We start from the raw sequence: 24007 nt of genomic DNA, 5'->3' as shown, positions 1-24007 counted from the left end.
GGACGCCCCCGCCGCGCGTGAAAAACCGATTTCAGCTTACGTTATACAAGCGCCGGGATTGATCGCGGACCGCCCCGTCAGTGCTGAATGCCCCAGCGGCGCACGGTCGCGCGTTCGAGCGTATCGAACACCAGATTCTCGACCAGCAGCCCGATCACGACGACGGCCGCGAGCCCCGCGAACACGCGGTCGGTATACAGCTCGTTGCGGTTCTGGAAGATGTACCAGCCGAGCCCGCCCTGCCCCGCGCTTGCGCCGAACACGAGCTCGGCCGCGATCAGCGTGCGCCACGCGAAGGCCCAGCCCACGCGCAGGCCCGACAGGATCGACGGCAGCGCGGCCGGCACGAGGATCAGCGCGATCTGGCGCAGGCCCGTGAGCCCGTAGTTGCGCCCGGCCATTTTCAGCGTGGCGGGCACGCCGACGAAGCCGGTATAGATGCTGAGCGCGAGCGGCCACAGCACCGCATGCACGAGCACGAACAGCAGGCTGCCGGTGCCGAGCCCGAACCACAGTAGCGCGATCGGCAGCAATGAGATCGACGGCAGCGGATTGAACATCGACGTGAGCATCGTCAGCAGGTCGCGGCCGATGCGCGTGGATACCGCGAGCGACGTCAGCGCGAACGCCAGCAGCACGCCCAGCGCATAGCCGCGCAGCAGCACCGACATCGAGATGCCGGTCTTGACCAGCAGTTCGCCCGACTCGATGCCCTGCACGAACGCGGCCAGCGTCGCGCCGAAGGTCGGGACGAGCAGATCGTTCGCGACGATGCGCGCGACGATCTCCCATGCGGCGATCAGCACGAGCGCGATGACGCTGCGGCGAAACCAGGCGGCGCCGGCGATGCGGCGCAGCAGCGGCGTGGGTGCCGCACGCTCTACGTCGGGCAGCGTATCGAGCGTGCGCGTGTATTCGGCGCGCACGGGGGGCAGCGGCGGCACGGCCGGATCGATCGTACTCATGATGCGGCGTCCTCCGTCGTCGCTGCGTGCGGTGCATGCGGTGCGTCGGTGTCGAACAGCAGGTGATGGATTTGCGCGACGTTGTCGCGGAAGTCGCCGGTATCGACGTTCTCCAGCGAATGCTCGTGACTGTTGAGCTCCGCGCGCACGCGGCCCGGATGCGGGGACAGCAGCAGAATCCGATTGCCGACCACCAGCGCCTCCTCGATCGAGTGCGTGACGAACAGCAGCGTGAAGCGGAATTCGTCCCACAGCCGCAGCAGTTCCTCCTGCATCTTGCGACGCGTGAGCGCGTCGAGCGCCGCGAACGGTTCGTCCATCAGCAGCACGCGCGGCTGCATCGCCAGCGCCCGCGCAATCGCGACACGCTGCTTCATGCCGCCCGACAACGTATGCGGATACGCGTCGGCAAACGCGCCGAGGCCGACCTTGTCGAGATAGTGCAGCGCACGCTCGCGTGCTTCGGCGCGCGACAGCTTCGCGGCGGCGCGCAACGGAAACGCGACGTTCTCGACCACCGTCTTCCACGGCGGCAACTGGTCGAACTCCTGGAACACGACGATGCGGTCGGGCCCCGGCCCGCGCACGGGCTGGCCGTCGAGCGTGATCGAACCCGAGACGGGCTCGATGAAGCCGGCGACCGCCTTCAGCAGCGTCGACTTCCCGCACCCCGACGGGCCGAGCAGCACGAAGCGGTCGCTGCCGTACACGTCGAAGCTCACCTGATGCGTCGCGCGAACGATCCGCGCGCCGCTGCGGTATTCGAGGCTGACCTCGTCGATGGCGAGCAGGCGTTCGCTGTGCGCGCCGGCCTGCGCGGCATGCGCCGCCGGCCGCCCGGCGGCACCGGCCTCGGATGCGGCGGACGCGGCCGGCGATGCGCTGCCGCGTGCCGCATACGGCGGCAACCAGGTTCGGGGAGAAGTGGCGTTCACGATCGAATCTCTTGCGGGAAAAACATCAACATACGGCCGGGCGTCGTGCGGACCAACCATCGATTGCACATATCGAAACCGCGCCGACGCATAAGCGTCGATCGCGGCGTCACGGCATCGGCGCCGCTCAACTGCCGCCGGCCGTCGCCGGATCGTCGAAGAAGTAGTCGCGCCACGACTTCGGTTCGTTGCGGATCGCGCCGGTGCGATGCATGAACTGCGCGAGCGGCAGCGTATTCTGCGGCGCGGTCTTGAACTGCACCTGCGGATTGCGCAGGATCTTCAGCAGCAACGCGCGATCGATCTTCGACCCGTTCACGCGAATATAGGTATCGGCCGCGCGTTCCGGATCGGCCGCGATCTGCCGGGCGGCGTCGGCCAGCGCGGCGACGAACGCCCGGTAGGTCTTCGGGTTGTCGTCGCGGAACTGCTCGGTCGCGTACAGCACCGTCGCGGAGCTCGGGCCGCCGAGCACGTCATACGAATTCAGCACGATGTGCGCGTTCGGGTTGCCGGCAAGTTCCTGCTCCTGGAACGGCGGATTGCCGAAGTGGCCGGTGATCACGTTGCTGTTCGCGAGAATCGCGGCCGTCGCGTCCGGATGCGGAATCGCCTGCGTGAGCGGGTCGAGCTTGTCGAACTGCTTGTCGCCCCACTGCTTCGCGGCCGCGTACTGCAGCACGCGCGACTGCACCGACACGCCGACCGCCGGCACCGCGATGCGGTCCTTCGCGCTCAGGTCGGCGATCGTCTTCACGTTCGGGTTGCTGCTCACGAGGTAGTACGGAAAATTGCCGAGCGACGCGACGCCCTTCACGTTCTGCCGGCCGCGCGTGCGGTCCCACACGGTCAGGAGCGGCCCGACGCCCGCGCCCGCGATGTCCACCGCGCCGGACAGCAGCGCGTCGTTCACGGCCGCGCCGCCCGACAGCCGCACCCAGTCGACCTTGATGTCGAGGCCGGCCTTGCGCCCTTCCTTCTCGATCAGTTGCTGGTCGCGCGCGACGTTCAGCATCAGATAGACGACGCCGAACTGCTCGGCGATGCGGATGCGGCCTTCCGCATGCGCGGCTTGCGGAATGACCGCGCCCGCGAAGGCGAGCGCGGCGGTGAGCGTGGCCGCCAGCGCGCGACGCGCCGGCAAGAACGAAAACGACATCGGAACTCCGGTCAGGATGGGGCGGAAATGAATGACGCGGCGCGCGGCTCAGAAAGGCGCGTCGCCTTCGATCGTCGTGCGGTACAGCTTGCGGCGCAGATGGTCGGGCGTGCCGGCGGCGAGATGCATCAGCGAACGGTTGTCCCAGAACACCAGATCGTGGTCGCGCCATGCGTGCCGGTACAGGTGCTCGGCGCGCACGCTGTGCGCGAACAGTTCGTCGAGCAGCGCGCGGCTTTCGTCGTCGGGCAGCCCGACGATGCGCGTCGTGAAATGCTCGCTGACGAACAGCGCCTTGCGGCCGGTTTCCGGATGGGTGCGCACGATCGGATGCACGACCGCCGCGACCTGCGCGATCTGCTCGGGCGACAGGTTGGGCCGCCACGGGCTGCGCGCCTGCAGTTCCGCGTAGCGCGCGAGATACGTATGCTCGGCGCGCAGCCCTTCGACCGCGCGGCGCAGATGGGCCGGCAGCGTGTCCCACGCGAGATGCATGTTCGCGAACAGCGTGTCGCCGCCTTCCGCCGGCAGCTCCTGCGCGTGCAGCAGCGAGCCTAGGCTCGGTTTTTCCTTGTACGACAGGTCGGAATGCCAGAAATGGCCGGCGTCGCCGAGCCCGACCGGTTTGCCGTTCTCGACGATGTTCGACACGATCAGCACTTCCGGGTGGCCGGCCAGCGCGAACTGGTGCAGCACGTGAATCTGCAGCGGGCCGAAGCGGCGGCTGAACGCGATGTGCTCGTCCGGCGTGATGCGCTGGTCGCGAAACACCAGCACGTGGTGATCGAGGTGCGCGCGATGGATGCGCGCGAAATCGTCGGCGCCAAGCGGTTGCGACAGGTTCAGGCCGATCACCTCGGCGCCGAGCGGCGCGTCGAACGGCACGATGTCGAAATGCTGCGCCGCGCCGTCCGGCCGCAAGGCGGGATGCCTGGCGGAAAGCGTTGCGGCGTCGCGGATGGCGGTAGTCGTCACGGCACGGCCCCTGATTCGGTCAAAACGCGAATCTACGAGGCCGTGCCGGCGTGCGTCAACGAAGCGATTCGGATACGTTTATCTGCTGCGGTGATAAAGATCGCTGCTCGCGCATACGGCGCCGATTTGGGGCGGAATCGCCCAAGCGGTGTCGATGAACGGTGGCTCCGGCCGCATACAGCCGCGTCGGCCTGCACCGCGCAGCCGACTAAGGCTGCCCCGCCCCACCCGACGCGCCATAGATCTGCCCAGTCACGTAGCTCGAGCGCGACGAAAGCAGCTCGACGTAGATCGACGCGATCTCGGCCGGTTGTCCCGGCCGCCCCATCGGCACCTGTTCGCCGAACGTCTCCACGTTGTGCGTGGTCTGCCCGCCGCTGACCTGCAACGGCGTCCAGAACGGCCCCGGCGCGACGCCGTTGACACGAATGCCGCGCTTGATCATCTGCTTCGCGAGCCCCTTCGTGAAATTCGCGATCGCCGCTTTCGTCATCGCGTAGTCCAGCAGGTTCGCCGACGGGTCGTACGCATTGACCGACGTCGTGTTGACGATCGCCGAACCGGGCGGCATGTGTGGAATGGCGGCCCGCGTGATCCAGAACATCGCGTAAAGGTTGGTGCGCAGCGTCCAGTCGAACTGCTCCGTGCTGATGTCGAGAATCGATTCGTGGCTCTGCTGGCGGCCCGCGTTGTTCACCAGAATGTCGAGCCCGCCGAGCGCGGCGACCGCCCGTTCGACGAGGCCGTTGCACGCGCCTTCGCTGCGAATGTCGACCGGCAGCGGCACCGCCTTGCGTCCCGCGCCGCGGATCAGGTCCACGACTTCGCGCGCATCGGGCTCCTCGTCGGGCAGATAGACGATCGCGACGTCCGCGCCTTCTCGTGCACAGGCGATCGCCACCGCGCGGCCGATGCCCGAGTCGCCGCCGGTGATCAGCGCCTTGCGGCCGTCGAGCCGGCCGCTGCCGCGATAGCTGCGCTCGCCGTGATCGGGGCGCGGCGTCATGCGGCCCGCGAGGCCCGGCCAGGGCTGCTGCTGTTGCGGAAACGGCGCATGCGGATAAAGCGTGCGCGGATCGCGCGGCGCCGTATCGCCGGCGTCGGGCGCGCCGCCGCCCGTCTGCGCGAGCGTCGGCAGGGCGACGCTGGCGACCAGCCCGGCCGTCGTGCCTTGCACCCATTTGCGGCGCGACTCGGAAACTTCGTCTGATGACATGATGGACTCCGGTGCGTGGATGGCGGAACGGAACGACGCGTGACGATTCGGCCGGCGCCCCCGCTCCGGTGCGCTACAGCGGCCGCGGCCGGTTGCCCGAATCGTCGGGCGCATCGTGCTCGTCCGGCCACGGCTTGCCGGCCGGATCGTGCGCCTCGGTCTGGCGCGGATCGTCCGGCACCACCTTGCGCGCCTGATCGTCGGGAATCGTGTCGAGTTCGCCGCCGCCGGGCGCATGGCCGGGGCGCGCAGTCGATTCGCCGCCACGGGTCGGGTTACGCCGCTCCGGCGTGTCGGCCGTCTCGCGCACCGCGTCGGGCGACGCGGGGTCCTGTCGTTGACTGTCCTGGGTCATGAATTTCTCCCTGTCCGGATGGGGACTGCGTTGCGCCGTGCCACGCCGCGACGGGCGATGCGGCGGCCTACGACGCTTCCAGCAAGCGACATGCCGTCATCGGGCTGCGTCGTCGCATCGCGAGCGAATGAATCCGCTAAAGAAATTACAAGCGGTGCGTCATCCGGCGCAGCCTGCGCAACACGAGTGGCAGCGCCGATACGAAACGCAACCCGGCACGCCCGATGCTCGAAAGCGACATGCCGGCTGCGCGCCGGTGCCCTGTCGACACCGAGGAGGACGATCATGAGCGCGACGCACACGACAAACGCGACACCGAACGACGACGAGATGACCGACACGCCGGATATTCCGCCGCCGGAGCCCGACGACGGGCGCCACGACGATCTACCCGACTTGCCGGACCCGACCGAAGTGGGCGAGGACGGTTAGCCGATCGCGCCGCCGCAGTGCGCGCTGCGGCCCGATCGCGCACGTCGCGTCGTACGATGCGACGTGCGCCGGCCGCCCCCTACTGCTTGTTGCCCGGCTCGCGCGTACGCTCGCCGTACGTGCCGTTACCGCAATGCGGGCACTTCGGGATCGGGTGTCCCGCCTGCACGTGCGTCGACCGGTGGCATTTCTCGCATCGAAAGTCACCGGTCTTTTCCGCCTTCTCTCCTGCGTGCGCCGTCATCTTCGTCCTCCTTGCCGGCTCGCCGCGCACCGCGTTTCACCGCGTGCGCCGCCTTTCGTGCGCGACCTCGTCGGTCGGTATGGCATCGGTGTCCTGCAGCGGCTCGCCCGGAATGCGCCGCTTCGCGGACTGATCGGCCGGCACTTCTTCTGTCTGCCCGGCGCGCTCGTCCACTGCGATGCTGCCCTCGGCGTCGAGTTGCTGCTCGGCCCGTTGCCAGTATTCGTCGGCCCTGCCGTCCGGCGCGCCGTCCGCCTGCCACAGCCGGTACGCACGCTCGCGGATCTGCGTTTCCCTGTCTTCGTTCATGTCGTTCTCCGTGTCTGCCATGGCGATCACCGGTCCGGGCGCGACGGCGCCGATACGGCGCCGAGCGTCGACGACATCGCGCCGTCCGCGGCGGTCGCCAGATCGCCCAGCGCGACGATGCCGACCAGCCGCTTCTGCCGGTCGACCACCGGCACGCGGCGGATCTGCGCGTCCTCCATCTTCTTTTGCACCGCCGAGATGTCGTCGTCCTCGTAACACCAGTTCGCGGGCCCGCTGACGACGCCCTCCACCGCCTCGTCCGGCGGCACGCCCATCGACACCGCGCGCACGACGATGTCGCGGTCCGTCAGCATGCCGATCAGGCGCGTGCCGTCGCATACGGGCAGCGCACCGACGTTCAGGTCGCTCATCAACCGGGCCGCCTCGCGCAGGCTCTGCGTCGGGCCGATGGTCGCGGCGTCGCGTGTCATCACTTCCGATACACATGTCATGTTTCGCTCCTTGATCAACCGCCCCACGGCGGCTTGCTGCACGAGCATCGCGCGTTCCGGCCGTCGGGCCGGTCAGTTCTCGGTCGAGCAGCGGGCCGACGTCAGGCCGGCCGATTCGACGATCCGCATCAGTTGCTTCAGCATCACGTCGGCGCCGACCGCTTCGCGCCACTGCACGAACAGTTCTTCCTCGCGCACCGCTCGGGCGGCCGTTTCGCTAAAGCTTTTCGTCCGGCAGGTGAAACCCGCATCGCGCAGCTTCGCGGCCAGTTGCTCGCGTGCAGCCGAGCCCAGCGGATATTCGACCGTGACCAGCGCGGTCCTGACACCCCTCAAGCGCCGCTCGACGAACCGCAGCGGCCAGACGACCAGCAGTGCGAGCGCCAGTCCGAGCACGCCGAGCGACAACTGGCCGCCGCCGATGCACAGCCCGATGACCGTCACGAACCATAGCGTCGCGGCCGTGGTGACGCCCGACACGAGGCCGTCGCGATGCAGGATCGCGCCGCCGCCGATGAAGCCCATCCCGGTCAGGATGCCGAGCGGCAGCCGCATCAGGTCGAGCACCGAGAACGCGCCCTCCGGTTTGCCCGCCTGCAGCAGCAGCGCGTTGACCTGCAGCATCGACAGGCATGCGGCGAGGCAGACGAGAATCGTCGTGCGCAGGCCGGCCGTCTTGCCGGATTCGCTGCGGTCGACGCCGATCAGCCCGCCCGCGACGAGCGCCAGCGCGATTCTGGCGAGCACGTCGTGCCATTGCAGTACGACCGGCATCGGTTCCATACGCCCTCCCGTGCAAATCGTCATGTGTCGGGGCGCGAACGCCGCCGACGACGCTTGCCGGTCGCAAGGACCGGGCCTGCTTTTGGGACGGACAGCGGGTGTAGCGAATCGAACGGGATTGTAGAAAGGGGCGTTCTGCGGACAGCGTGCCGCGGTGGCGAAAGGTTCGGGCCGAATCTGTTCGCGGAACGATCGAGGATCGTCGCTCGGCGCGCGGAACGGCCGCGGACTGACTGCCGAGGCGGACATCCAGCGGGCGCCGTCGTCGGCGTGGCCGGTGGGGCGCGTGCAAAGGTGCGACGGTCTCGACCCTCTCCGTATCCGATCGTATACGAACATCGTCCCGGCACTCCTTTCTCGGCGATCCGTTCCCGGTCGGGAACGAAATAAAGATGCAGCTTGCAGGATCCACCGTTCGTTCCCGTACGAATACGAATTGCTGCCGAATCCGATGAGGTATGCAATACTGTTCCCGATCAGATACGAAGCACGGAGAACGTTATGTCGGAGTCCCAATCCGTCGACACGATCGGCGCGCTCGCCCACTTCATTCGCGCGGCGCGGATCCAGCAGGGATTCACTCGGGACGAGCTCGCGAACGCGACCGGGCTGTCGCCGAAATTCATCAGCCAGGTGGAAGCCGGCAAGCCGACCGCGCAAATCGGCAAGGTCATGCTGCTGCTGGGCGAACTGGGCGTGCGGCTGTATGCCGAGTCGTCGATCGAGATCTCCGAAGCCACCGCGCTGAAGGCCGCGCAACGCCGCAGGAGCAGCCATGGCGGCTAGAACGCTGATCGCATCCGCGAACGGCGTGCGCATGGGCACGCTGACAGACGACAAGGGGATCTGGTCGTTCGCGTACGACCCGCAATGGCTCGCGTCACCCGTCGCATATCCGCTGTCGCCGGCATTTCCGCTGCACGCGGGCGTGTTCACCGACACATCGACCGATCGCCCGGTCCAGTGGTTCTTCGACAACCTGCTGCCCGAGGAGGGCATGCGCACGTCGCTCGCGCGCGAGGCGAAGGTCGATGCGGCCGACGCGTGGGGCCTGCTCGCATACTTCGGCCGCGAATCGGCCGGCGCGCTGACGCTGCTGGCCGATGGCGAGCAGGAAACGCCCGGCGGCCTGCAGCCGCTGCCGCTCGACGAACTCGAGCGCCGGATCCAGGCGATGCCCGAGCGCGCGCTGACCGCCACCGCGCCCAAGCGCATGTCGGCGGCCGGCGCGCAGCAGAAGCTGCTGCTGGTGTTGCGCGGCGATGCGCCCGACTACGCGCTGTTCGAGCCGGTCGGCAGCGAACCGTCGATGCACCTGCTCAAACCCGACATGCGCGCGGCCGGCTATCCGCATTCGGCGATCAACGAGTTCTTCTGCATGCAGCTCGCGAAGAAGATGGGGCTCGACGTGCCGGACGTGCATTTCCTGCGCGCGCCGTCCGCCTGCTACGTGATCGACCGGTTCGACCGCGACATCGCGTCCGAACCGGCCGGGCGCGTGCATACGATCGACGCGATGCAGTTGCTCAACTACGACCGCGGTTTCAAGTACCAGCGGGCGAATGCGCGGGAGCTCGCCCGCGCGATCGAGCGCACCAGCACGCGCGCACTGACACGCCTGTCGGTGTTCCGCTGGACCGTGTTCAACGTGGTGGTCGGCAATGCCGACGCGCACCTGAAGAACCTGTCGTTCTTCGTCGACGCGCGCGGCTACCGGCTCGCGCCGTTCTACGACATCGTCAGCACGGTCGTGTATCACACGCCGACGCACCGGCCCGACCATCGCGGCGAGCACTGGCCGCACTGCGAGCTGACGATGCCGCTCGGGAATGCGACGCGGTTCGCCGATATCGACACGAATGCACTGGTCGCGTTCGGTCAGGCGCTCGGGCTCAGGGACAAGGCGGCCGCCAGCGAACTGCAGCGCTTTCTCGAACCGCTCGATCGTCACGTCGAGCAGACGCTCGATGAAGTGCGAAACATCGCGCATCCGGACGCCGGGGAAATGCGGTTGCTGAATTCAATCGTCGCGATGCCGATCGCGGAGATGGGGCGCGCGCTGCGGCAGGCGCGCGGCTAGCTTGCCGCGCGCGAGTATCGAACCGCCGCCGATACCCGCGCGGCGCCCGGCCTGGCGAATGCCTGGGCGTCAGCCCCGCGCCGCAAAGGCATCGACGCCCGTCGCTGCCGCGGACCACGCCCACAGCCGCGCCGCGTCCTCCGGATCGATCGCATGCGGCCGCACGCCCGATTCCTCGTCGCCGAGCGTCACCGTCGCGACGTCGCAATCCTCGCAATAGACGCCGCCGAGATCGGCCAGGCGCGGCGACGTCGCCGCCCATACCTGGGTTGCCGCCCCCTGCGCGGGCGTCTTGAACGTCGGATCGATCGGCACGCCGTGTTCGTCGACCCAGCCCTGCGCCATCATTTCCTCGCGCGTCAGATGGCGCTGCAGCGGCGTCGCGATCTTGCCCGGATGCAGCGAATACGCGCGGACGCCGAACGGCGCGCCGAGCATGTCGAGTTGCACCGCGAACAACGCATTGGCGGTTTTCGACTGCCCGTACGCGAGCCATTTGTCGTAGCCGCGCGCGAAATCGATATCGTCCCAGCGGATCGGCGACAGCCGGTGCCCGAGCGACGACACCGCCACCACGCGGGCGCCGTCGCCATGCGCGAGCACGGGCCACAGCCGGTTGACGAGCGCGTAGTGACCGAGGTGATTGACGGCCAACTGCGCTTCCCGACCGTCGCCCAAGCGAGTCTCGGGGCACGCCATGATGCCCGCGCTGTTGATGACGATATGCACGTGGCGTCCCGCATCGACGAACCGCGCGGCGAATGCGGCCACGCTGGCTGGGTCGGCAAGTTCGAGCGGCGCGACCTCCACGCCGGCGATGCCGTGCGTCGCCTCGCGCGCGGCCGCGACGCTCCGTGCGCCGACGACGACGTGCGCACCGGCCTGCGCCAGTGCTCGCGTCGTCTCGAGCCCGAGACCCGAATGGCCGCCCGTGACGATGGCGGTCTTGCCGTGCAAATCGAGGCCGGCCAGGACGTCGCTCGCCGTCGAGGCGGCGTCGAATCCGGAATGAAGGGGATGCTGCCTGCTCGTCATCGAAAGCTCCAGGAACGGTGCGCGAAGCACGCGACCGCCCGTCGGCCGCGTCACTGCACGAACGCATTCTCCGGCCGCGCATCCGGACTGTGAATGCAATAGAATCCGGTTTTTCGTCGAGATCGTCCGGGGAATGCGCGTGGACCCGCTATCGGAAGTGCTGTCGCTGCTGGAAACGCGCGACTCGTTTTTCACCGGCCTGCGCGCCGGCGGCCCGTGGGCGGTCGACCTTCCCCCGCCCGACGGAATCAAGTTCAATGCGGTGGTCGAAGGCAGTTGCTGGCTGACCGTCGACGGTGCGGGACCGCCCGTTCGGCTCCGCACGGGAGACTGCTTCCTGCTCGCCGCGCCGCGGGCATTTTCGCTGGCGAGCGATCCGTCGGTCGCGCCGGCGCCGGCCGCCGACGTGTACCGGCATCTCGAACGCGGTATCGCGCACTACGGCGAGCCAGCCGACTGCTTTCTGATCGGCGGCCGCTTCGCGTACGAGGAACGCATGCCGCTGCTGCTCGGCAGCCTGCCGCCCGTGGTGATCGTGAACGGCGATTCCGAACCGGCGGCGGTGCTGCGCTGGTCACTGCAGCAGCTCGCACGGGAATTCGGCGCGTCGTCGCCGGGCGGGTCGCTGATGGTTCGGCATCTCGGACACATGATGCTGGTGCAGATCCTGCGGCGCTACGTGGACGCCGGCGCGAACGGCGATGTCGGGTGGCTGGCCGGGTTCGCGGATGCGCGGGTCAGCGCGGCGCTGGCCGCGATTCACGCGGCGCCCGAGCGGCGCTGGACCGTCGACGCGCTGGCGGCCTGCTGCCACGTGTCGCGGTCGACGTTCGCGCTGCATTTCAAGCGGCGGTTGGGGTTCGGGCCGCTCGAATACGTGCTGCGGTGGCGGATACAGCTGGCGATGCGCGAACTGCGCCGCTCGAACGCATCGATCTCGGCGATCGCGCAGCGGCTCGGCTACGACTCGGATAGCGCGTTCGGCCACGCGTTCAAACGCATCGTGGGCTGCTCGCCGCGCGCCTATCGTCAGGACGTGACGAAGGAACCGGGAAACTAGCGTCGTGACCGCCCTCCTCGGGCGCGCGATGGTGCGAATCCGTCAACGCCACGCATTCGCATCACGACCATCGGGATAAGTATTCTTATCACAATACCTCGATTGCACTTCCAAACTTGGCCGTGCAGCAACGCGTCAGCGCATCACGCGCGGGTATGCCGCAATTCCCCGTCGATGTGCTGCGGCAGCCTCAGCAGGTTGAAGATCGGGCACACCTCCTCCACCGCCTGATGCAATGCACGGATCGCCTCCGGCGGCTCCGGCGACACGATGTCCAGCGTATAGCGGAGGTTGTGCGGGAATACCGGCACATGCTCGAACCCCGGCTGCTGCGCGAGCGGATGCTGGTCGCCGGTGACTTCGACTTCGATCGCGTCGATCTTCAGCCCCCGCTCCGCGGCCTGGATCAACGTGATGTGCGTGAGGCAACTGCCGAGCACGCCGAGCTGCAACTCCGGCGATGCGGGCCCGAGGTTGTAGCCCGCGAAATCGGGCGGGCTGTCGCTGATCACCTGGAAATCGCGAATCCGGATCTCGCGCACGCCGCTGCGGCCAAGCGCGCGCACGGTCGCCTTCAGCGGCGTCGCCTTGAAATCGGGATCGTTGCGGGCGGCCTGCTGCTTCGCGTGCCACGCATCGCGCTTTTGCGCGAGATAGTCGTTCAGGGTCGTCATGGTCGAGTCATGGGTAGGCGGCACGCGGGCGCCGGATCGGTTCGCTGCGTGCCAGCGCGATCAGTCGAGCGCCGGAATCCACGCGGCCGTCGCCGCGTCGCTCGCGCGGAACGCCGGAAACTTCGCGCCGAGCTCGGCCACGGTGTGAATGTCGTTCTTCACGAGGTCGTCCCGCGTGATCAGCGTCGGCTTGACCGCGATGCGCGCGCCCGGGTTTTGCCCGGCGACCAGCAACGCCGCAGCCCGCACCGACACCGCGCCGACGACCGCCGGATTGGTCGCGGCCGTCGCGACCCACGCGCTGTTCGGCGCGCGGATGGCCGCGATGTCGGCCGTCGACACGTCCGCGCTGTAAATGCGAATTTTCGACGAGAGCCTGGCCTCGTCGGCCGCGAGCTTCGCGCCGCGCGCGAACTCGTCGTACGGGGCGAACACGACGCGAATGTCCGGATTCGCACGGTACGCAGCGGCCGCCTGGTTCGCGACCGACTGCGCGATCGGATTGTCGACGGTGCCCCAGCGCGCCTTTTCCTGCACCTTCGGGTGCGCGCGCTTGAAATCGCGCCACGCGGCGTCGCGCCGGTCGAGCGGCGCGAATCCGGCCACGTACACGTACCCCGCCGAGAACGCGTCGCCGTTGTCCTTCACGGCCTGATCGAGCAGCAGGTTCGCGAGGTCGCGATCGTTCTGCTCGATCTGCGGCACCTTCGGATTGGCGAGATCGACGTCGAACGCGACGACCTTGATGCCTTTGTCGAGCGCGCGCTGAACGACGTCCTTCAGCGATTCCGGCAAGCCGTGATTGACGATGATCGCGGACACGCCGATGCTGATCGCCTGCTGAATCTGCTCGCGCTGCTCGGCCGCGTCCTGCCGGCCTTCGTAGATGCGCAGATCGATGCCGAGCGCGCGTGCCTGCTTCTGCGCGCCGGCTTCGTAGGCCTGGAAGAAATCGCCGGTCGACAGGTAGTTGACGAGCGCGATCTTCACGCCGCCCTTGTCGAACGGCGCGGGCGCGCCCTTGAGCGGGCCGGCGTGTGCCGCGGGCATACCGAGCGCGAGTGCGGCGCCCAATACGAGTACACCGAGTTTCGGTTCGAGGCGCGACTTTCGGCGAAGCAACGAGCGCATGGCGGGTCTGTCTCCGTACAGAACGATATCGACTCAATCTATCAGCACGGCACACGAACTCAAACCGACCGATTCGGCAATCGATATTACTTTGGATAACAAACAGTCAGGCCTTCAGGTTATTCGAACCAGTCCGTGCCTGTACCAAGGCTTGCGACCTCACCCGTCACGCCCGCGCATCCGCCCGGCGACCGATGCCGAACGTAAACGCGAGGGCCAGCACGAGCAGCACGCCCTTGATGAAATCCTGCATATAGTAGGGAGCGTTCAGCATCGTGAGCCCGTTGAGCAGCACGCCGACGAACACCGCGCCGACGACCGTCCCGAACACGTTGGGCCGCTTCGCGCCCCACACCGCGTAACCGATCAGCGCGGCGGCCACCGCGTCGAGCAACAGCGAGTGTCCCGCGCTGACGTCGCCGCGGCCGACCCGCGCGGCGATCAGCACGCCGCCCAGCGATGCGATCGCGCCCGACACGACATACGCGGCGACGCGGTAGCGCGCGGCCGGCGCGCCGGCCAAACGCGCAGCCGTTTCGTTGCCGCCGATCGCATAGATCACGCGGCCCCAGCGCGTCGCTTCCATCGTGACGCAGGCCAGCACCGTCACCGCCGCGAGCAGCAGCACCGGCAACGGTACGACGTCGAACACGCGGAGCCGGCCGAGCGCGAGGAACGCGTCGGGGAACACGCCCGTCGCGTCCGTGCCGTCGGGCAGCACGGAGCCGGTCGCGAGCGAGCGGCCACCGGTCGGGATCAACTGAAGGCCGGCCAGCAGGAACAGCGTGCCGAGCGTCGCGAGCTGGTCGGGCACGCGCAGCCGCGTGATCAGCAAGCCGTTGAACAAGCCGGCGGCCACGCCGAGCACGACGCAGGCGAGCACGGCCGCCCACGCGCTGCCGTGCCAGACGACCAGCACGTAGCTCGCGGCCATCTGCGCGGTCGCGGCCACGCTGCCGACCGACAGGTCGAAACCGCCGGCCGCGAGCGTGACCGTCACGCCAATGCCGAGCAGCGCGACGATCGACACCGCCTGGAGGATGCTGAACAGATTGTCGAGGTTCAGGAACGCAGGCTCCCTGAGCGCGAACACGACCACGAGGACGGCCAGCACGAGCAGGATGCCCGTCCGCTCGAGCGCATCGCGGATGCGCGCCGGCCGGCGGCGCGACGACCGTTCGACGGATGCGGCTTGATGCACAGCGGAAGAAGAAGTCACGGGTTTCATGAGCAGGCACCCACGATGGAGGAAGTCGGAGACAGGCCATCGAGCGTCGCGCGATCGAACCGCACGATACGATCGGCGATCTCGGCGGCTTCCTCGAGATCGCTGACGAATACGATCGTCGTGCGCTCATGCGCATGACGCCGCAGCGTATCGACGATATCGGCGCGCGCGCCCGCATCGATGCCCTGGAACGGTTCGTCGAGCAGCAACAGCCGCGCCGGCTCGGCGTGCCAGCGCGCGAGCACGACCTTCTGCTGGTTGCCGCCGGACAGGTGTGCGACGCGATCGTCCGGCCCCTCGCAGCGAATCCCGAATCGCGCGATCGCCGCGGCGGCCGCCGTGCGTTCGCGCGTTCGGCGCACCGCACCGCTCGCGAACCAGCGCGCCAGAAATGGAAAGCCGATGGTGCCGGCGATCGACGCGAACGGGACGCTGTCGGGAAACAGTGACGTGCGCCAGCGATCCTCGCCGGCCAGGAATACGCCGGCGCGAATCGCATCGGCGGGCGTTCGTGGCCGCCATGGCCGTCCGTCGAGCGTCATCTCGCCGCCGGCCGCCCGCACGGCGCCGAAGATCGTCCGCGCGAAGCGCGACTTGCCGCCGCCGACCGGGCCCGCGATCGCGACGATCTCGCCACGCCGGACATCGAGGTCGAACGGCGTGCTGGTCGGCGTCAACCGGATCTGCCGCACGCTGAAGCCTGATCCGGGCCCGGATTCGGCCGGTGCGACCCGCTCCGGCGCCACCGCACGCGTACGCGGCAACGGCCGGCCGATCATCGTTTCCACCGCGGCGTCGAAATCGATCGGCGCGGCCAGATCCGCGACGATCCGGCCATCGCGGACGATCGCCGCGCGATCCGCGATACGACGCAAGTCGCCGAGCCGATGCGACACCAGCAGGATGGCGACGCCATCGCGGCGCAACGCGTCCACCAGCTCGAACAGCCGCTCGGCCTCCGTCGCCGACAGGCTGGCGGTCGGCTCGTCGAGGATCAGCAACGACGGCTGCCCGGCCAGCGCACGGGCCAGGGTCACACGCTGCTGGTCGGCCAGCGACAGCGAGGCGAGCGGCGCCGCCAGGTCGACGTCGAGCCCGACCCGCGCGGCAAGCGAACGCGCCGCGGCACGCCGCGCGGCCGGCGGCGCGCGCCACGGCGAGGCCGGGTCGCACAGTCGGTCCAGCAGCAGGTTGTCGGCGATCGACAGCGTCGGCACGACGGCGTCAGCCACCGACTGGTGCACGGTCGCGACGCCGAGCCGCTTGGCCGCGTGCGGCGACGCCGGCCGATACGGTTCGCCGCGCAGCGTCAGCGTGCCGCCGTCCGCTTGCAGCGCGCCGCTCAGGATCTTGACGAAGGTCGACTTGCCCGCGCCGTTCGCGCCCATCAGCGCGACGACTTCGCCGGCGCCGATCGACAGGTCGAGCGCCGCCAGCGCGACGGTCGCGTCGAAGCGTTTCGCGATGCCCGTGGCGCTCAGGACGGGCGGCGATGCCGATCGATGGGGTCGAGCTTCGCGCCGCGTCGCCTCCATGGTTTCGTTCGTCGCGCTATTCATGCCGGACGATCCCGGTCGGCACGATGCAGTTGCGGCAGGAACAGTACGTCCTCGATCATGTCACGCCACTCCGATGAAAGTCGTTCGGCATTGATCGGCTGGTCAGCCCGCTTCCGGCACGGGAAACCGGAACGACGCGCCGTAAGCCGTGTCCGGCAGGCGGTCGCGGCCGCTCAGCCGTGAACGGAAGGTGCCGCTCGCCGGCGTCGTCCGGTACAGGCCGCGCTTCTTCAGCTCAGGCACGATCAGTTCGGCGAAATCGTCGAGCGTGCCCGGGCTGATCAGCGGATTGAGCATGTAGCCGCTCGTCGTCGACTGCCGCGCATGCTCCGCGAGCTGGTCCGCGACTTCGTCCGGCGCGCCGACGAGGATCAGGTCGGTGCCGCGTGTGACGCTCGCGAACTTGCGCCGCACGTCGCCGGCGGTGAGCGGCTTGCCGCTGCCGTCCGGCCGCACCACATAGGACGTCAGCCCTTCCGTCTGCGTCGTCAGCGGTTCGTCGTCCGCATAGCGGTCGATGTCGATACCGGTGTCGCCCGCATAGCTGACGAGTTGCGCGTGCTGGTGATAGTGCTGCTGCAGCGAGTGATACTTCTCCTTCGCGTCGCTCGACGAGCGCGCCGTGACGATCCGCAGCACCGTCAGCGACTTCACGTCGTCCGCCGCGCGGCCGCGTTCGGCCGCGAGCCGCCGAATCTCGTCGAGGCCCGCGCGAATCTCGTGCGGATTCGATTTCGCGACGAACACCACCTCCGCGTGCTTCGCCGCGAACGCGCGCCCGCGCCCCGACCAGCCGGCCTGAATCAGCACGGGCGAGCGCTGCGGCGACGGCGCGCACACGTGCGGCCCCTGCACGCGATAGTGCGCGCCTTCGTGCGCGATCGGCCGCACGCGCTCGCCTCGCGCATAGCGCGGCGCGTGCTTGTCGGCGATGACCGCGTCGTCCGCCCAGCTTCCTTCCCAAAGCTTGTACACGACGTCGAGAAATTCCTCGGCGCGTGCGTAGCGTTCGTCATGACCGATCATCTGGTCTAGCCCGAAGTTGCGCGCCGCGCTCGTCAGGTAGGACGTCACGATGTTCCAGCCGATCCGGCCGTGGCTCAGGTGATCGAGCGTGCTGAAGCGGCGCGCGAGCGCGAACGGGTGCTCGTAGGTCGTGCTCGCCGTCACGCCGAACGCGAGCCGTTCGGTCTGCGCGACGAGCGCCGGGATCAGCATCATCGGGTCGTTCGCGGGCGCCTCGACCGCCCACTGCACCGCCGCGTCGGCCGACCCGCCATAGACGTCGTACAGGCCGAGCACGTCCGCGAAGAACAGCATGTCGAGCTCGGCCTGCTCGGCCGTGCGCGCGAGATTCGACCAGAACGCGAGCGTATTCGCGCGCAGCCGTTCGTCGGCCGGATGGGTCCACAGGCTCGGCGCGCCGCCGCAGCCGACGCTGGCTTGTTCATACAGGGAAAACAGCAAGGGGCGAGGATCGGACATCGTCGAAATCGGTACCAAGGCAGGAATCAGTTGGGTGCCGCCCACGCGCCCGACGACGCGCGGCGACGCCGGGCGGGCACGCGTTCGTCGGGCTGGCGCGTCAGGTAGCGATTGATGCGCTGCTCGAGACGGGCGGCGGGAATGGTCAGCAGCGCGACCAGCACGACATAGACGATCGCCGCACCGGCCAGCGGTTCGTATACGCGCAACGTCTCGAAGCGCAGCGTATTGGCCGTGCCCATCACGTCGAATACGGTCACGGTCGACGCGAGGACGGTCGATTTCAGCAGCAGGATGGCCTCGCCGGTAAGCGCGGGCAGCGCAAGCCGCCACGCACGCGGGCCGACGATGCGGCGCAGCACCTGCAGGCGCGTCATCCCGTATGCGTGGCCGGCCTCGATCTCGCCGGCCGGCACGCCGGCGATCGCGCCGCGCAGGATCGTCGCGACGTACGCGCTCTCGTTCACGCTCAGCGCGACGATCGCGTACCAGAATGCGTCGCGCAGCAGCGGCGACGCCCAGCTGTCGCGCATCCATTCGCGCGGAACGATCTGCCCGAATCCGTAGTACAGCAGATAGAGCTGAACGAGCAGCGGCGTGCCGCGGATCAGCATGAGCCAGCCGCGCGCGGACCAGCGCAGCGGCGTATGGCGTGCACCGGCGGCGAGCGCGAGCGGCACGCCCAGCAGCACGCTGGCCGCACCCGACACAAGCGTCAGCGCGAGCGTCGTCGGCACCGCGGCGAGCAGCTTCGGCATCACCGTGTCGAGCAGGAACGGCAGCGAGAAGATCATGTCGTCGCGCGCCTCGTGCCGCGGTTCGCATGCCGCTCGAGCACCGCGAAAATGCCGGTCGACGTGATGCTCAGCAGCAGGAACAGCGCGGCCGTGACCAGATAGAAGAATACGTAGTGCCGCGTCGCACCGGCCGCGAGCTGGCTCGCCTTCAGCAGATCCGTGAACGATCCGAGCACGCTGATGAACGACGCGTCCTTGGTCGCGTTCAGCCACACGTTGCCGACGCCCGGCAGCGCGAGCCGCGCCGCGGCCGGGAGCCGGATGCGCGCGAACGTCTGCCACGGCGTCATCCCGTACGCGTGCGCGGCTTCGATCTGGCCGACCGGCACGTTGGCGAGCGCCGCGCGGAAGATGTCGGTGAGATACGCACCCTGGATGAAACCGAGCGACAGCGCGGCGACGACGAACGGATCGAACGCGAAGTCGCCGGAAACGATGCCGCTGCCGCGCAGCGCGTTCTCGATGACCGGTGCGACCGCGTAGAACGCGAGCAGCAGGCACAACAGCTCCGGCAGCGCGCGCACGAGCATCGTGTAGAGCCGCGCCAGCCACACGAGCGCCGCGTATCGCGACAGCTTGCCGAGCGCGCCGGCGATGCCGAGCAGCACGCCGGTGCAGAACGACGCGGCCGCGACGCCGAACGTCAGCGCGAACGCGCCCGCGAACACGCGGCCATAACCGCCGTCGCCGAAGGCGAGCAACGCGAGCAGCGAATCGTCCGCGGCCATGCGCTCAACGACCCTTCTCGATCGTGCCCTTCAGGTTCGGATAGCGGGCGGTGATCGCATCCCACGTGCCGTCCTGCTGCAATTGCGCGATCGCGGTCGACAGCTTGCCGCGCAGCGCATCGCCGCGGCGCACGCCCGCGCCGATGCCGAGGCCCAGCACCGGATTGTCCGCGCACGTGGCCTTGACCTCGAAGTCCTTGCCGTCGCGCGACGCGAGGAACGCCGTGAACAGCCCCTTGCCTTCCTGCACGTAGTCGACGCGGCCGGACACCAGATCCGCGAGCGCATTGTCGAACTTGTCGAACGCCTTGATCTGCGCGTCCTGCTTGAAGCGGGCATCGAGGAACGCCGAGAAGTTGGTGCCGGCCTCGACGCCGATCACGCTGCCCTTGAAGGTCGTGGGCACCGCACAGTCGACACGGCGCCGGTCGCTTTTCGCGCCGACGAACACCGTCGGCGATTCGTAATAAGCACGGCTGAAATCGATGGCTTTCTGCCGCTCGCCGGTGATCGTCATCGACGACCAGATCACGTCGATCTTGCGGTTCTGCAACGCCGGAATCAGGCCGTCCCACGCAATGTCGGTGAGCTCGCACCGTACGTTCAGCTTGCCGCACGCGGCATCGAGCACGTCGATTTCCCAGCCCTTCCACTTGCCCGTCGCGTCCTTCGAAAAGAACGGCGGGTACGACTCGGCGTCGATGCCGACGCGCAACGTCGGCTGGGCCGCATGGGAAACCGGCGCAAGGCCGAGCACGAACAGCGCGGCCGCGGCACGGCGGACCCTGGAACGCATCAAACGATTCATGTGGCGCATTTCTGAAATAACGTCGGAACGACCGGCGTGGCAGCCGGCAGGAGGCGTGACTGTAATGCGCGCCGAAGCGTGTACCAAATGGTTATTTTTGCGATGGATATCTGATCGCGCGATATGCGCCGAACCGCGGACCGGCCAACGTCCTCGCCCGGTACGCGGGTCATCCGCTCACGCCGCCACGGCCTCGCGCCGCAACGCCGGCAGTTCCAGATTCGCGCGGAAATCGCCGCCCACATAGTCGGTATCGAGCAGATCACGCCGCCGCAATTCGGGCAGCAAGCCGTTGAGCAGCAGGTCCTCCTGGTCCGGCTGGCCGAGCCCGTGCAGCGACAGCACGTCGACGAGCCCCGCGCGATAACGCGTCTCGATCGCGTCGGCGAGCTGCTCCGGCGTGCCGGCGACGAACCAGTGGCCGGTCTCCTGCGCGCGGATGATCAGCTCGCGCAGCGTCAGCCGCTGGCGCGCGTAGCCGACGAAGATCGCCACGCGTCCGCGCCGGCGGTGCACGCTGTCGATCGCCGGCAGCAGCGATGCCGGCAACGGCTGGTCGAGCGGCAGGCCGCTCAGGTCGACGCCGCCGCCCAGCATGTCGGCGAGCTTCAGCCTGCCTTGTTCGTAATCGATGCGTTCATGCTTGTCGCGCAAGCGCCGCGCGACGTCGGCATCGGATTCGCCGATCACCGAATGAAACGAGTTCATCACGAGCGGCGGCCGGTCGCCGCGACCGAATGCGGCCGCCTGCCGGTGCAGCTCGGCGACGAATGCGCGTGCATCGTCGAGCGTCGGCTGCGACGTGTAGACGACTTCCGCATACCGCGCGCCGAGCGCCACGCCGCTTGCCGACTGCCCCGCCTGGAACAGCACCGGCCGCCGTTGCGGCGACGGCGGCACGTTCAGCGGCCCCTGCACCTGGAAATGCGCGCCGCGATAGTCGATCGCGCCAAGCTTCAACGGATCGACCGAGATGCCGCCGCCCGGCCCGCGCCGCGTCGCGCGCGGATCGTTCGCGTCGAACAGCGCGTTGACGACTTCGACGAATTCGGCCGCGCGCGCATAACGCTGCTCCGGGTCGGGCAACGCGGCGTCGCCGAAATTCTCCTCGCCGACCGATGACGTGACCGCGTTCCACGCGGCGCGGCCGCCGCTCACGTGATCGAGCGTGCCGATCAGCCGTGCGAGGTTGTATGGATGGTGATACGTGGTCGACACCGTCGCGACGAGCCCGATGGCCGATGTCGCCTGGCTCAGCGCCGCCAGCGCGACGATCGGCTCCTGGCTGCCGGTGGTCCCGGCGAGGCCCGCCGCATCGGCCTGCAACAGGTCGGCGGTAAAGAGGCCGGTGATCTTCTCGGCTTCCGCCTTGCGCGCGAGCGACGCCGCGCGCCGCACGCCCTGTGCGATATCCGCATCGCCGGGCGCGTAGAGCACGCTCGCCGCGCCGACGAGCGTCTTCAGCCGTCTGCGTGCGCCGCTCATGACACGGCTCCGGTCGCCGTGAGGGCCTTACGTCGTTCGCGTTGCTGGTTCATTCGCATTCCTCGTGATTCCGTTCGATCGGATAATCGGAGCGTGCCCGCAAACAGCGCGACGGCGAGCGTACGCGCGCCGGAGATCGTCGGGCAGGCTCCACGCACACGCCGCGAGGCGCGCAGCCAACGACCATAGCGCAAGCCCCCCGGGCGGCCGGAACGAATATTTTCGGCTTTCGATATTCTTCTTGATTGTTTGACCGTGCGAACGTCGACGCAAAATAATTCGGCATGCCAAATCCGTTGATCAGGCCGTTTCGACCCGCGCCGATCGCATCATCATGACGTTCGACGCCCTCCGTTCCCACTTCGATTTGTCCGCTTTGTCCGCGCTGCCGTTCCGCTTGAGCGTGCTCGACAAGAGCCCCGTCACACCCGGAGAAACCGCCGCCGACGCACTGGCGCGCAGCGTATCGCTCGCACGCTTCGCCGATGCGGCCGGCTATCACCGCTACTGGCTCGCCGAACATCACAACACCGCCGCGCTCGCATGCCCGTCGCCGGAAATCCTGATCGCCCACGTGCTCGCGCATACGCGGCGCATTCGGGTCGGATCGGGCGGCGTGATGCTGCAACACTACAGTCCGTACAAGATCGCGGAAAACTTCAACCTGCTCGCGTCGCTCGCACCCGGCCGCGTCGACCTCGGCGTCGGCAAGGCGCCGGGCGGCCTGCCGCTGTCGACCCGTGCGCTGCAGGCCGGCTACGATCCGGCGCGGCGCGCGTCGTTCGCCGATCTGGCCGACGAGCTGAATCGCCATCTCAAGGGTGACGATGCGACAGCCGATGCAGCCGGCCAGGATGGCGGCGCTACGCTGCATGCGACGCCACGCCCGCCCGAGCCCGCTCAACCGTTCCTGCTCGGCGCGAGCGCGGAAAGCGCCACGCTCGCCGCGCGGCTCGGCTGGGCGTTCGTCTACGCGTCGCACCTGAATGCCTCCGCGACGGATCTGGAACGCACGTTCGACACTTATCGCCAGGCGTCGGGCGGCCGCACGCCGCTGCTGGCCGTCTCCGCGATCGTCGCCGACACCCGCGACGCGGCGGCGCAACTCGCGAGCGGGCATCAGGGCTTTCGCGTGCAACTGGGCGACACGGCCGCCGTCAACGTCGGCAGCCTCGAACAGGCGCATGCATACATCCGCCAGGCCGGCGGCGGCCCGCACCGGATCGAGCCGCGCGAAACGCGGATCGTGCACGGCACGCGCGACGACGTGCTGCGCGAGCTCGACGCATTGCATCGCCGCCACGGGATTGCCGAATTCGTCGTCGACACGCCGGTCGCCGATGCCGCGCCGCGGATTGCGTCGCTGCGATTACTGGCCAGCGCGCGTGCCGACGATCACGACACCGCGGCGGCGCGCGACACGCACGGCGAATCGAACGCGCGAGCCCCGCACGCGCGCACGACCACGCATCAACCGGACTTCGAAGGCACCGCGCCATGACCGATACGATCCGCATCGCCGGCGCGGACGACGTGCCGGCCGTCTACGCGTTGCTGCAGGACGCCTACGCGCCGCTCGCGGCGCAGGGCGTGCACTTCACGATCACGCGCTCGCCGATCGAACGCGTCGCGCAGACCGTCGCGCGCGAAACGACGTTCGTGCTCGAACACGCGACACCCGACGGCCGCACGACGCTCGCGGCCACGTTGACCGTGCGGTTTCCGTGGGTGTCCGGCGAACGCCATCGCACGCCCTATCCGTTCCTGCACTGGTTCGCGGTCGCCCCCGCGTTCAAGCGACAAGGATTCGGAAACGCACTGATCGCGCACGTCGAGACGCAGTTCCTGGCGTCGCAAATCAAGGCGCCTGCAACGTACCTCGCGACCGCGACCAATCATCCGTGGTTGCAGTCGTATTACGAGCGCAGCGGCTACCAGCCGTTCGACCGCTCGACGAACGCGCTCGGCACCCCGCTCGTCTGGTTGAGAAAAATCCTGATCCCGGATCTCTACCCGGGCGCAGCCGCGGACGACACCGCCCGGGACCACGAACGCATCCACGCGAACGCATAACGTGACGTACCGGCCGGCCCACATAAACGACGCGAACCG

26 protein-coding genes are annotated in these 24007 nt (G+C 68.5%); 6 read left to right on the top strand and 20 right to left on the bottom strand.

Annotated elements, in window-relative coordinates; all coding sequences use genetic code 11:
• Positions 1-77: 77 nt before the first annotated feature.
• From BLS50_RS31500 to BLS50_RS31475, 6 genes are all read right to left on the bottom strand, one after another.
• Positions 78-965 carry an ABC transporter permease gene (locus BLS50_RS31500; RefSeq protein WP_074807433.1) on the bottom strand — a complete coding sequence of 296 codons (888 nt, stop codon included), beginning with the start codon at positions 963-965 and terminating at the stop codon, positions 78-80.
• Positions 962-1960 carry an ABC transporter ATP-binding protein gene (locus tag BLS50_RS31495; protein WP_074807430.1) on the bottom strand — a complete coding sequence of 333 codons (999 nt, stop codon included), beginning with the start codon at positions 1958-1960 and terminating at the stop codon, positions 962-964. Before BLS50_RS31495 ends, BLS50_RS31500 begins: the two co-directional genes overlap by 4 nt.
• Positions 1961-2027: 67 nt before the next feature.
• Positions 2028-3059: an ABC transporter substrate-binding protein gene (locus BLS50_RS31490; protein WP_074807428.1), complete on the bottom strand. Its 1032-nt coding sequence runs from the start codon at positions 3057-3059 to the stop codon at positions 2028-2030.
• A gap of 48 nt (positions 3060-3107) precedes the next feature.
• Positions 3108-4034 (bottom strand): TauD/TfdA dioxygenase family protein, encoded by a 927-nt coding sequence (locus BLS50_RS31485; RefSeq protein ID WP_074807425.1) that lies wholly within the window; start codon positions 4032-4034, stop codon positions 3108-3110.
• 208 nt (positions 4035-4242) lie between these two features.
• A complete protein-coding gene (locus BLS50_RS31480) occupies positions 4243-5250 on the bottom strand; it encodes an SDR family oxidoreductase (protein WP_027810850.1) in 1008 nt (335 codons plus the stop codon).
• Positions 5251-5323: 73 nt separating this feature from the next.
• Positions 5324-5605, bottom strand: coding sequence for a hypothetical protein (locus tag BLS50_RS31475; protein ID WP_074807422.1), 282 nt, complete (start codon positions 5603-5605; stop codon positions 5324-5326).
• A 285-nt stretch (positions 5606-5890) separates the two neighbouring features.
• Between BLS50_RS31475 and BLS50_RS36130 the strand changes: the two genes are divergently transcribed.
• Positions 5891-6037, top strand: coding sequence for a hypothetical protein (locus BLS50_RS36130; protein ID WP_023476607.1), 147 nt, complete (start codon positions 5891-5893; stop codon positions 6035-6037).
• 79 nt (positions 6038-6116) lie between these two features.
• On the opposite strand, the gene BLS50_RS31470 is transcribed toward BLS50_RS36130, so the two are convergent.
• The 4 genes from BLS50_RS31470 to BLS50_RS31455 form a co-directional block, all read right to left on the bottom strand.
• Positions 6117-6281: a zinc ribbon-containing protein gene (locus BLS50_RS31470; RefSeq protein ID WP_023476606.1), complete on the bottom strand. Its 165-nt coding sequence runs from the start codon at positions 6279-6281 to the stop codon at positions 6117-6119.
• A gap of 36 nt (positions 6282-6317) precedes the next feature.
• On the bottom strand, positions 6318-6590 hold the full coding sequence (locus BLS50_RS31465; RefSeq protein WP_027806270.1) for a DUF2934 domain-containing protein: 273 nt from the start codon (positions 6588-6590) through the stop codon (positions 6318-6320).
• A 26-nt stretch (positions 6591-6616) separates the two neighbouring features.
• Positions 6617-7042 carry a CBS domain-containing protein gene (locus tag BLS50_RS31460; protein WP_027810848.1) on the bottom strand — a complete coding sequence of 142 codons (426 nt, stop codon included), beginning with the start codon at positions 7040-7042 and terminating at the stop codon, positions 6617-6619.
• 72 nt (positions 7043-7114) lie between these two features.
• Positions 7115-7825 carry an MgtC/SapB family protein gene (locus tag BLS50_RS31455; RefSeq protein ID WP_074807417.1) on the bottom strand — a complete coding sequence of 237 codons (711 nt, stop codon included), beginning with the start codon at positions 7823-7825 and terminating at the stop codon, positions 7115-7117.
• Positions 7826-8326: 501 nt separating this feature from the next.
• On the opposite strand from BLS50_RS31455, the gene BLS50_RS31450 reads away from it, so the two are divergent.
• Both BLS50_RS31450 and BLS50_RS31445 read left to right on the top strand, forming a co-directional pair.
• Entirely contained in the window at positions 8327-8611 is a 285-nt protein-coding gene (locus BLS50_RS31450) for a helix-turn-helix domain-containing protein (protein ID WP_011545460.1), read from the top strand.
• Complete coding sequence (locus BLS50_RS31445) at positions 8601-9905, top strand: HipA domain-containing protein (RefSeq protein ID WP_074807414.1); 1305 nt, start codon at positions 8601-8603, stop codon at positions 9903-9905. Before BLS50_RS31450 ends, BLS50_RS31445 begins: the two co-directional genes overlap by 11 nt.
• Before the next feature lie 69 nt (positions 9906-9974).
• Here the strand turns inward: BLS50_RS31445 and BLS50_RS31440 are convergent, their stop codons facing one another.
• Positions 9975-10940, bottom strand: coding sequence for an SDR family NAD(P)-dependent oxidoreductase (locus BLS50_RS31440; protein ID WP_074808687.1), 966 nt, complete (start codon positions 10938-10940; stop codon positions 9975-9977).
• Positions 10941-11079: 139 nt separating this feature from the next.
• Here BLS50_RS31440 and BLS50_RS31435 point away from each other — a divergent pair, with 139 nt between their 5' ends.
• Entirely contained in the window at positions 11080-12000 is a 921-nt protein-coding gene (locus BLS50_RS31435; RefSeq protein ID WP_074808684.1) for an AraC family transcriptional regulator, read from the top strand.
• Positions 12001-12143: 143 nt separating this feature from the next.
• Here the strand turns inward: BLS50_RS31435 and BLS50_RS31430 are convergent, their stop codons facing one another.
• From BLS50_RS31430 to BLS50_RS31390, 9 genes are all read right to left on the bottom strand, one after another.
• Positions 12144-12674: an OsmC family protein gene (locus tag BLS50_RS31430; RefSeq protein ID WP_053523832.1), complete on the bottom strand. Its 531-nt coding sequence runs from the start codon at positions 12672-12674 to the stop codon at positions 12144-12146.
• Positions 12675-12734: 60 nt separating this feature from the next.
• A complete protein-coding gene (locus BLS50_RS31425) occupies positions 12735-13805 on the bottom strand; it encodes a substrate-binding domain-containing protein (RefSeq protein WP_074807411.1) in 1071 nt (356 codons plus the stop codon).
• 166 nt (positions 13806-13971) lie between these two features.
• Positions 13972-15033, bottom strand: a complete 1062-nt coding sequence (locus BLS50_RS31420; protein WP_074807408.1) for an ABC transporter permease — start codon at positions 15031-15033, stop codon at positions 13972-13974.
• Positions 15030-16592 (bottom strand): sugar ABC transporter ATP-binding protein, encoded by a 1563-nt coding sequence (locus BLS50_RS31415; protein ID WP_080486955.1) that lies wholly within the window; start codon positions 16590-16592, stop codon positions 15030-15032. Before BLS50_RS31415 ends, BLS50_RS31420 begins: the two co-directional genes overlap by 4 nt.
• A 102-nt stretch (positions 16593-16694) precedes the next feature.
• Positions 16695-18077 (bottom strand): LLM class flavin-dependent oxidoreductase, encoded by a 1383-nt coding sequence (locus BLS50_RS31410; RefSeq protein WP_074807406.1) that lies wholly within the window; start codon positions 18075-18077, stop codon positions 16695-16697.
• Between the two features lie 26 nt (positions 18078-18103).
• A complete protein-coding gene (locus BLS50_RS31405) occupies positions 18104-18871 on the bottom strand; it encodes an ABC transporter permease (RefSeq protein ID WP_023476592.1) in 768 nt (255 codons plus the stop codon).
• On the bottom strand, positions 18868-19602 hold the full coding sequence (locus tag BLS50_RS31400) for an ABC transporter permease (protein WP_074807404.1): 735 nt from the start codon (positions 19600-19602) through the stop codon (positions 18868-18870). The genes BLS50_RS31405 and BLS50_RS31400 overlap by 4 nt, the downstream gene beginning before the upstream one ends.
• Positions 19603-19606: 4 nt before the next feature.
• Complete coding sequence (locus tag BLS50_RS31395) at positions 19607-20410, bottom strand: transporter substrate-binding domain-containing protein (protein WP_080486966.1); 804 nt, start codon at positions 20408-20410, stop codon at positions 19607-19609.
• Between the two features lie 177 nt (positions 20411-20587).
• A complete protein-coding gene (locus tag BLS50_RS31390; protein WP_074807402.1) occupies positions 20588-21895 on the bottom strand; it encodes an NtaA/DmoA family FMN-dependent monooxygenase in 1308 nt (435 codons plus the stop codon).
• A gap of 334 nt (positions 21896-22229) precedes the next feature.
• Here BLS50_RS31390 and BLS50_RS31380 point away from each other — a divergent pair, with 334 nt between their 5' ends.
• Positions 22230-23396: an MsnO8 family LLM class oxidoreductase gene (locus BLS50_RS31380; protein WP_074807397.1), complete on the top strand. Its 1167-nt coding sequence runs from the start codon at positions 22230-22232 to the stop codon at positions 23394-23396.
• Positions 23393-23968: a GNAT family N-acetyltransferase gene (locus tag BLS50_RS31375; protein WP_074807395.1), complete on the top strand. Its 576-nt coding sequence runs from the start codon at positions 23393-23395 to the stop codon at positions 23966-23968. The genes BLS50_RS31380 and BLS50_RS31375 overlap by 4 nt, the downstream gene beginning before the upstream one ends.
• Positions 23969-24007: the final 39 nt, after the last annotated feature.

Source organism: Burkholderia orbicola, assembly GCF_900100915.1.
GTDB lineage: Bacteria > Pseudomonadota > Gammaproteobacteria > Burkholderiales > Burkholderiaceae > Burkholderia > Burkholderia orbicola.
This window is presented reverse-complemented; position numbering and strand designations above follow the sequence as displayed.

Excerpts from the sequence above, each read along its gene's own strand:
- BLS50_RS31475 (WP_074807422.1), bottom strand. The coding sequence starts at position 5,605 with ATGACCCAGGACAGTCAACGACAGGACCCCGCGTCGCCCGACGCGGTG.
- BLS50_RS31425 (WP_074807411.1), bottom strand. The coding sequence starts at position 13,805 with ATGCGCTCGTTGCTTCGCCGAAAGTCGCGCCTCGAACCGAAACTCGGT.
- BLS50_RS31450 (WP_011545460.1), top strand. The coding sequence starts at position 8,327 with ATGTCGGAGTCCCAATCCGTCGACACGATCGGCGCGCTCGCCCACTTC.
- BLS50_RS31490 (WP_074807428.1), bottom strand. The coding sequence starts at position 3,059 with ATGTCGTTTTCGTTCTTGCCGGCGCGTCGCGCGCTGGCGGCCACGCTC.
- BLS50_RS31405 (WP_023476592.1), bottom strand. The coding sequence starts at position 18,871 with ATGATCTTCTCGCTGCCGTTCCTGCTCGACACGGTGATGCCGAAGCTG.
- BLS50_RS31465 (WP_027806270.1), bottom strand. The coding sequence starts at position 6,590 with ATGAACGAAGACAGGGAAACGCAGATCCGCGAGCGTGCGTACCGGCTG.
- BLS50_RS31480 (WP_027810850.1), bottom strand. The coding sequence starts at position 5,250 with ATGTCATCAGACGAAGTTTCCGAGTCGCGCCGCAAATGGGTGCAAGGC.
- BLS50_RS31415 (WP_080486955.1), bottom strand. The coding sequence starts at position 16,592 with ATGAATAGCGCGACGAACGAAACCATGGAGGCGACGCGGCGCGAAGCT.
- BLS50_RS31430 (WP_053523832.1), bottom strand. The coding sequence starts at position 12,674 with ATGACGACCCTGAACGACTATCTCGCGCAAAAGCGCGATGCGTGGCAC.
- BLS50_RS31460 (WP_027810848.1), bottom strand. The coding sequence starts at position 7,042 with ATGACATGTGTATCGGAAGTGATGACACGCGACGCCGCGACCATCGGC.
- BLS50_RS31410 (WP_074807406.1), bottom strand. The coding sequence starts at position 18,077 with ATGTCCGATCCTCGCCCCTTGCTGTTTTCCCTGTATGAACAAGCCAGC.
- BLS50_RS36130 (WP_023476607.1), top strand. The coding sequence starts at position 5,891 with ATGAGCGCGACGCACACGACAAACGCGACACCGAACGACGACGAGATG.
- BLS50_RS31445 (WP_074807414.1), top strand. The coding sequence starts at position 8,601 with ATGGCGGCTAGAACGCTGATCGCATCCGCGAACGGCGTGCGCATGGGC.
- BLS50_RS31400 (WP_074807404.1), bottom strand. The coding sequence starts at position 19,602 with ATGGCCGCGGACGATTCGCTGCTCGCGTTGCTCGCCTTCGGCGACGGC.
- BLS50_RS31455 (WP_074807417.1), bottom strand. The coding sequence starts at position 7,825 with ATGGAACCGATGCCGGTCGTACTGCAATGGCACGACGTGCTCGCCAGA.
- BLS50_RS31495 (WP_074807430.1), bottom strand. The coding sequence starts at position 1,960 with ATGGTTGGTCCGCACGACGCCCGGCCGTATGTTGATGTTTTTCCCGCA.
- BLS50_RS31470 (WP_023476606.1), bottom strand. The coding sequence starts at position 6,281 with ATGACGGCGCACGCAGGAGAGAAGGCGGAAAAGACCGGTGACTTTCGA.
- BLS50_RS31500 (WP_074807433.1), bottom strand. The coding sequence starts at position 965 with ATGAGTACGATCGATCCGGCCGTGCCGCCGCTGCCCCCCGTGCGCGCC.
- BLS50_RS31380 (WP_074807397.1), top strand. The coding sequence starts at position 22,230 with ATGACGTTCGACGCCCTCCGTTCCCACTTCGATTTGTCCGCTTTGTCC.
- BLS50_RS31420 (WP_074807408.1), bottom strand. The coding sequence starts at position 15,033 with ATGAAACCCGTGACTTCTTCTTCCGCTGTGCATCAAGCCGCATCCGTC.
- BLS50_RS31375 (WP_074807395.1), top strand. The coding sequence starts at position 23,393 with ATGACCGATACGATCCGCATCGCCGGCGCGGACGACGTGCCGGCCGTC.
- BLS50_RS31395 (WP_080486966.1), bottom strand. The coding sequence starts at position 20,410 with ATGAATCGTTTGATGCGTTCCAGGGTCCGCCGTGCCGCGGCCGCGCTG.
- BLS50_RS31440 (WP_074808687.1), bottom strand. The coding sequence starts at position 10,940 with ATGACGAGCAGGCAGCATCCCCTTCATTCCGGATTCGACGCCGCCTCG.
- BLS50_RS31390 (WP_074807402.1), bottom strand. The coding sequence starts at position 21,895 with ATGAGCGGCGCACGCAGACGGCTGAAGACGCTCGTCGGCGCGGCGAGC.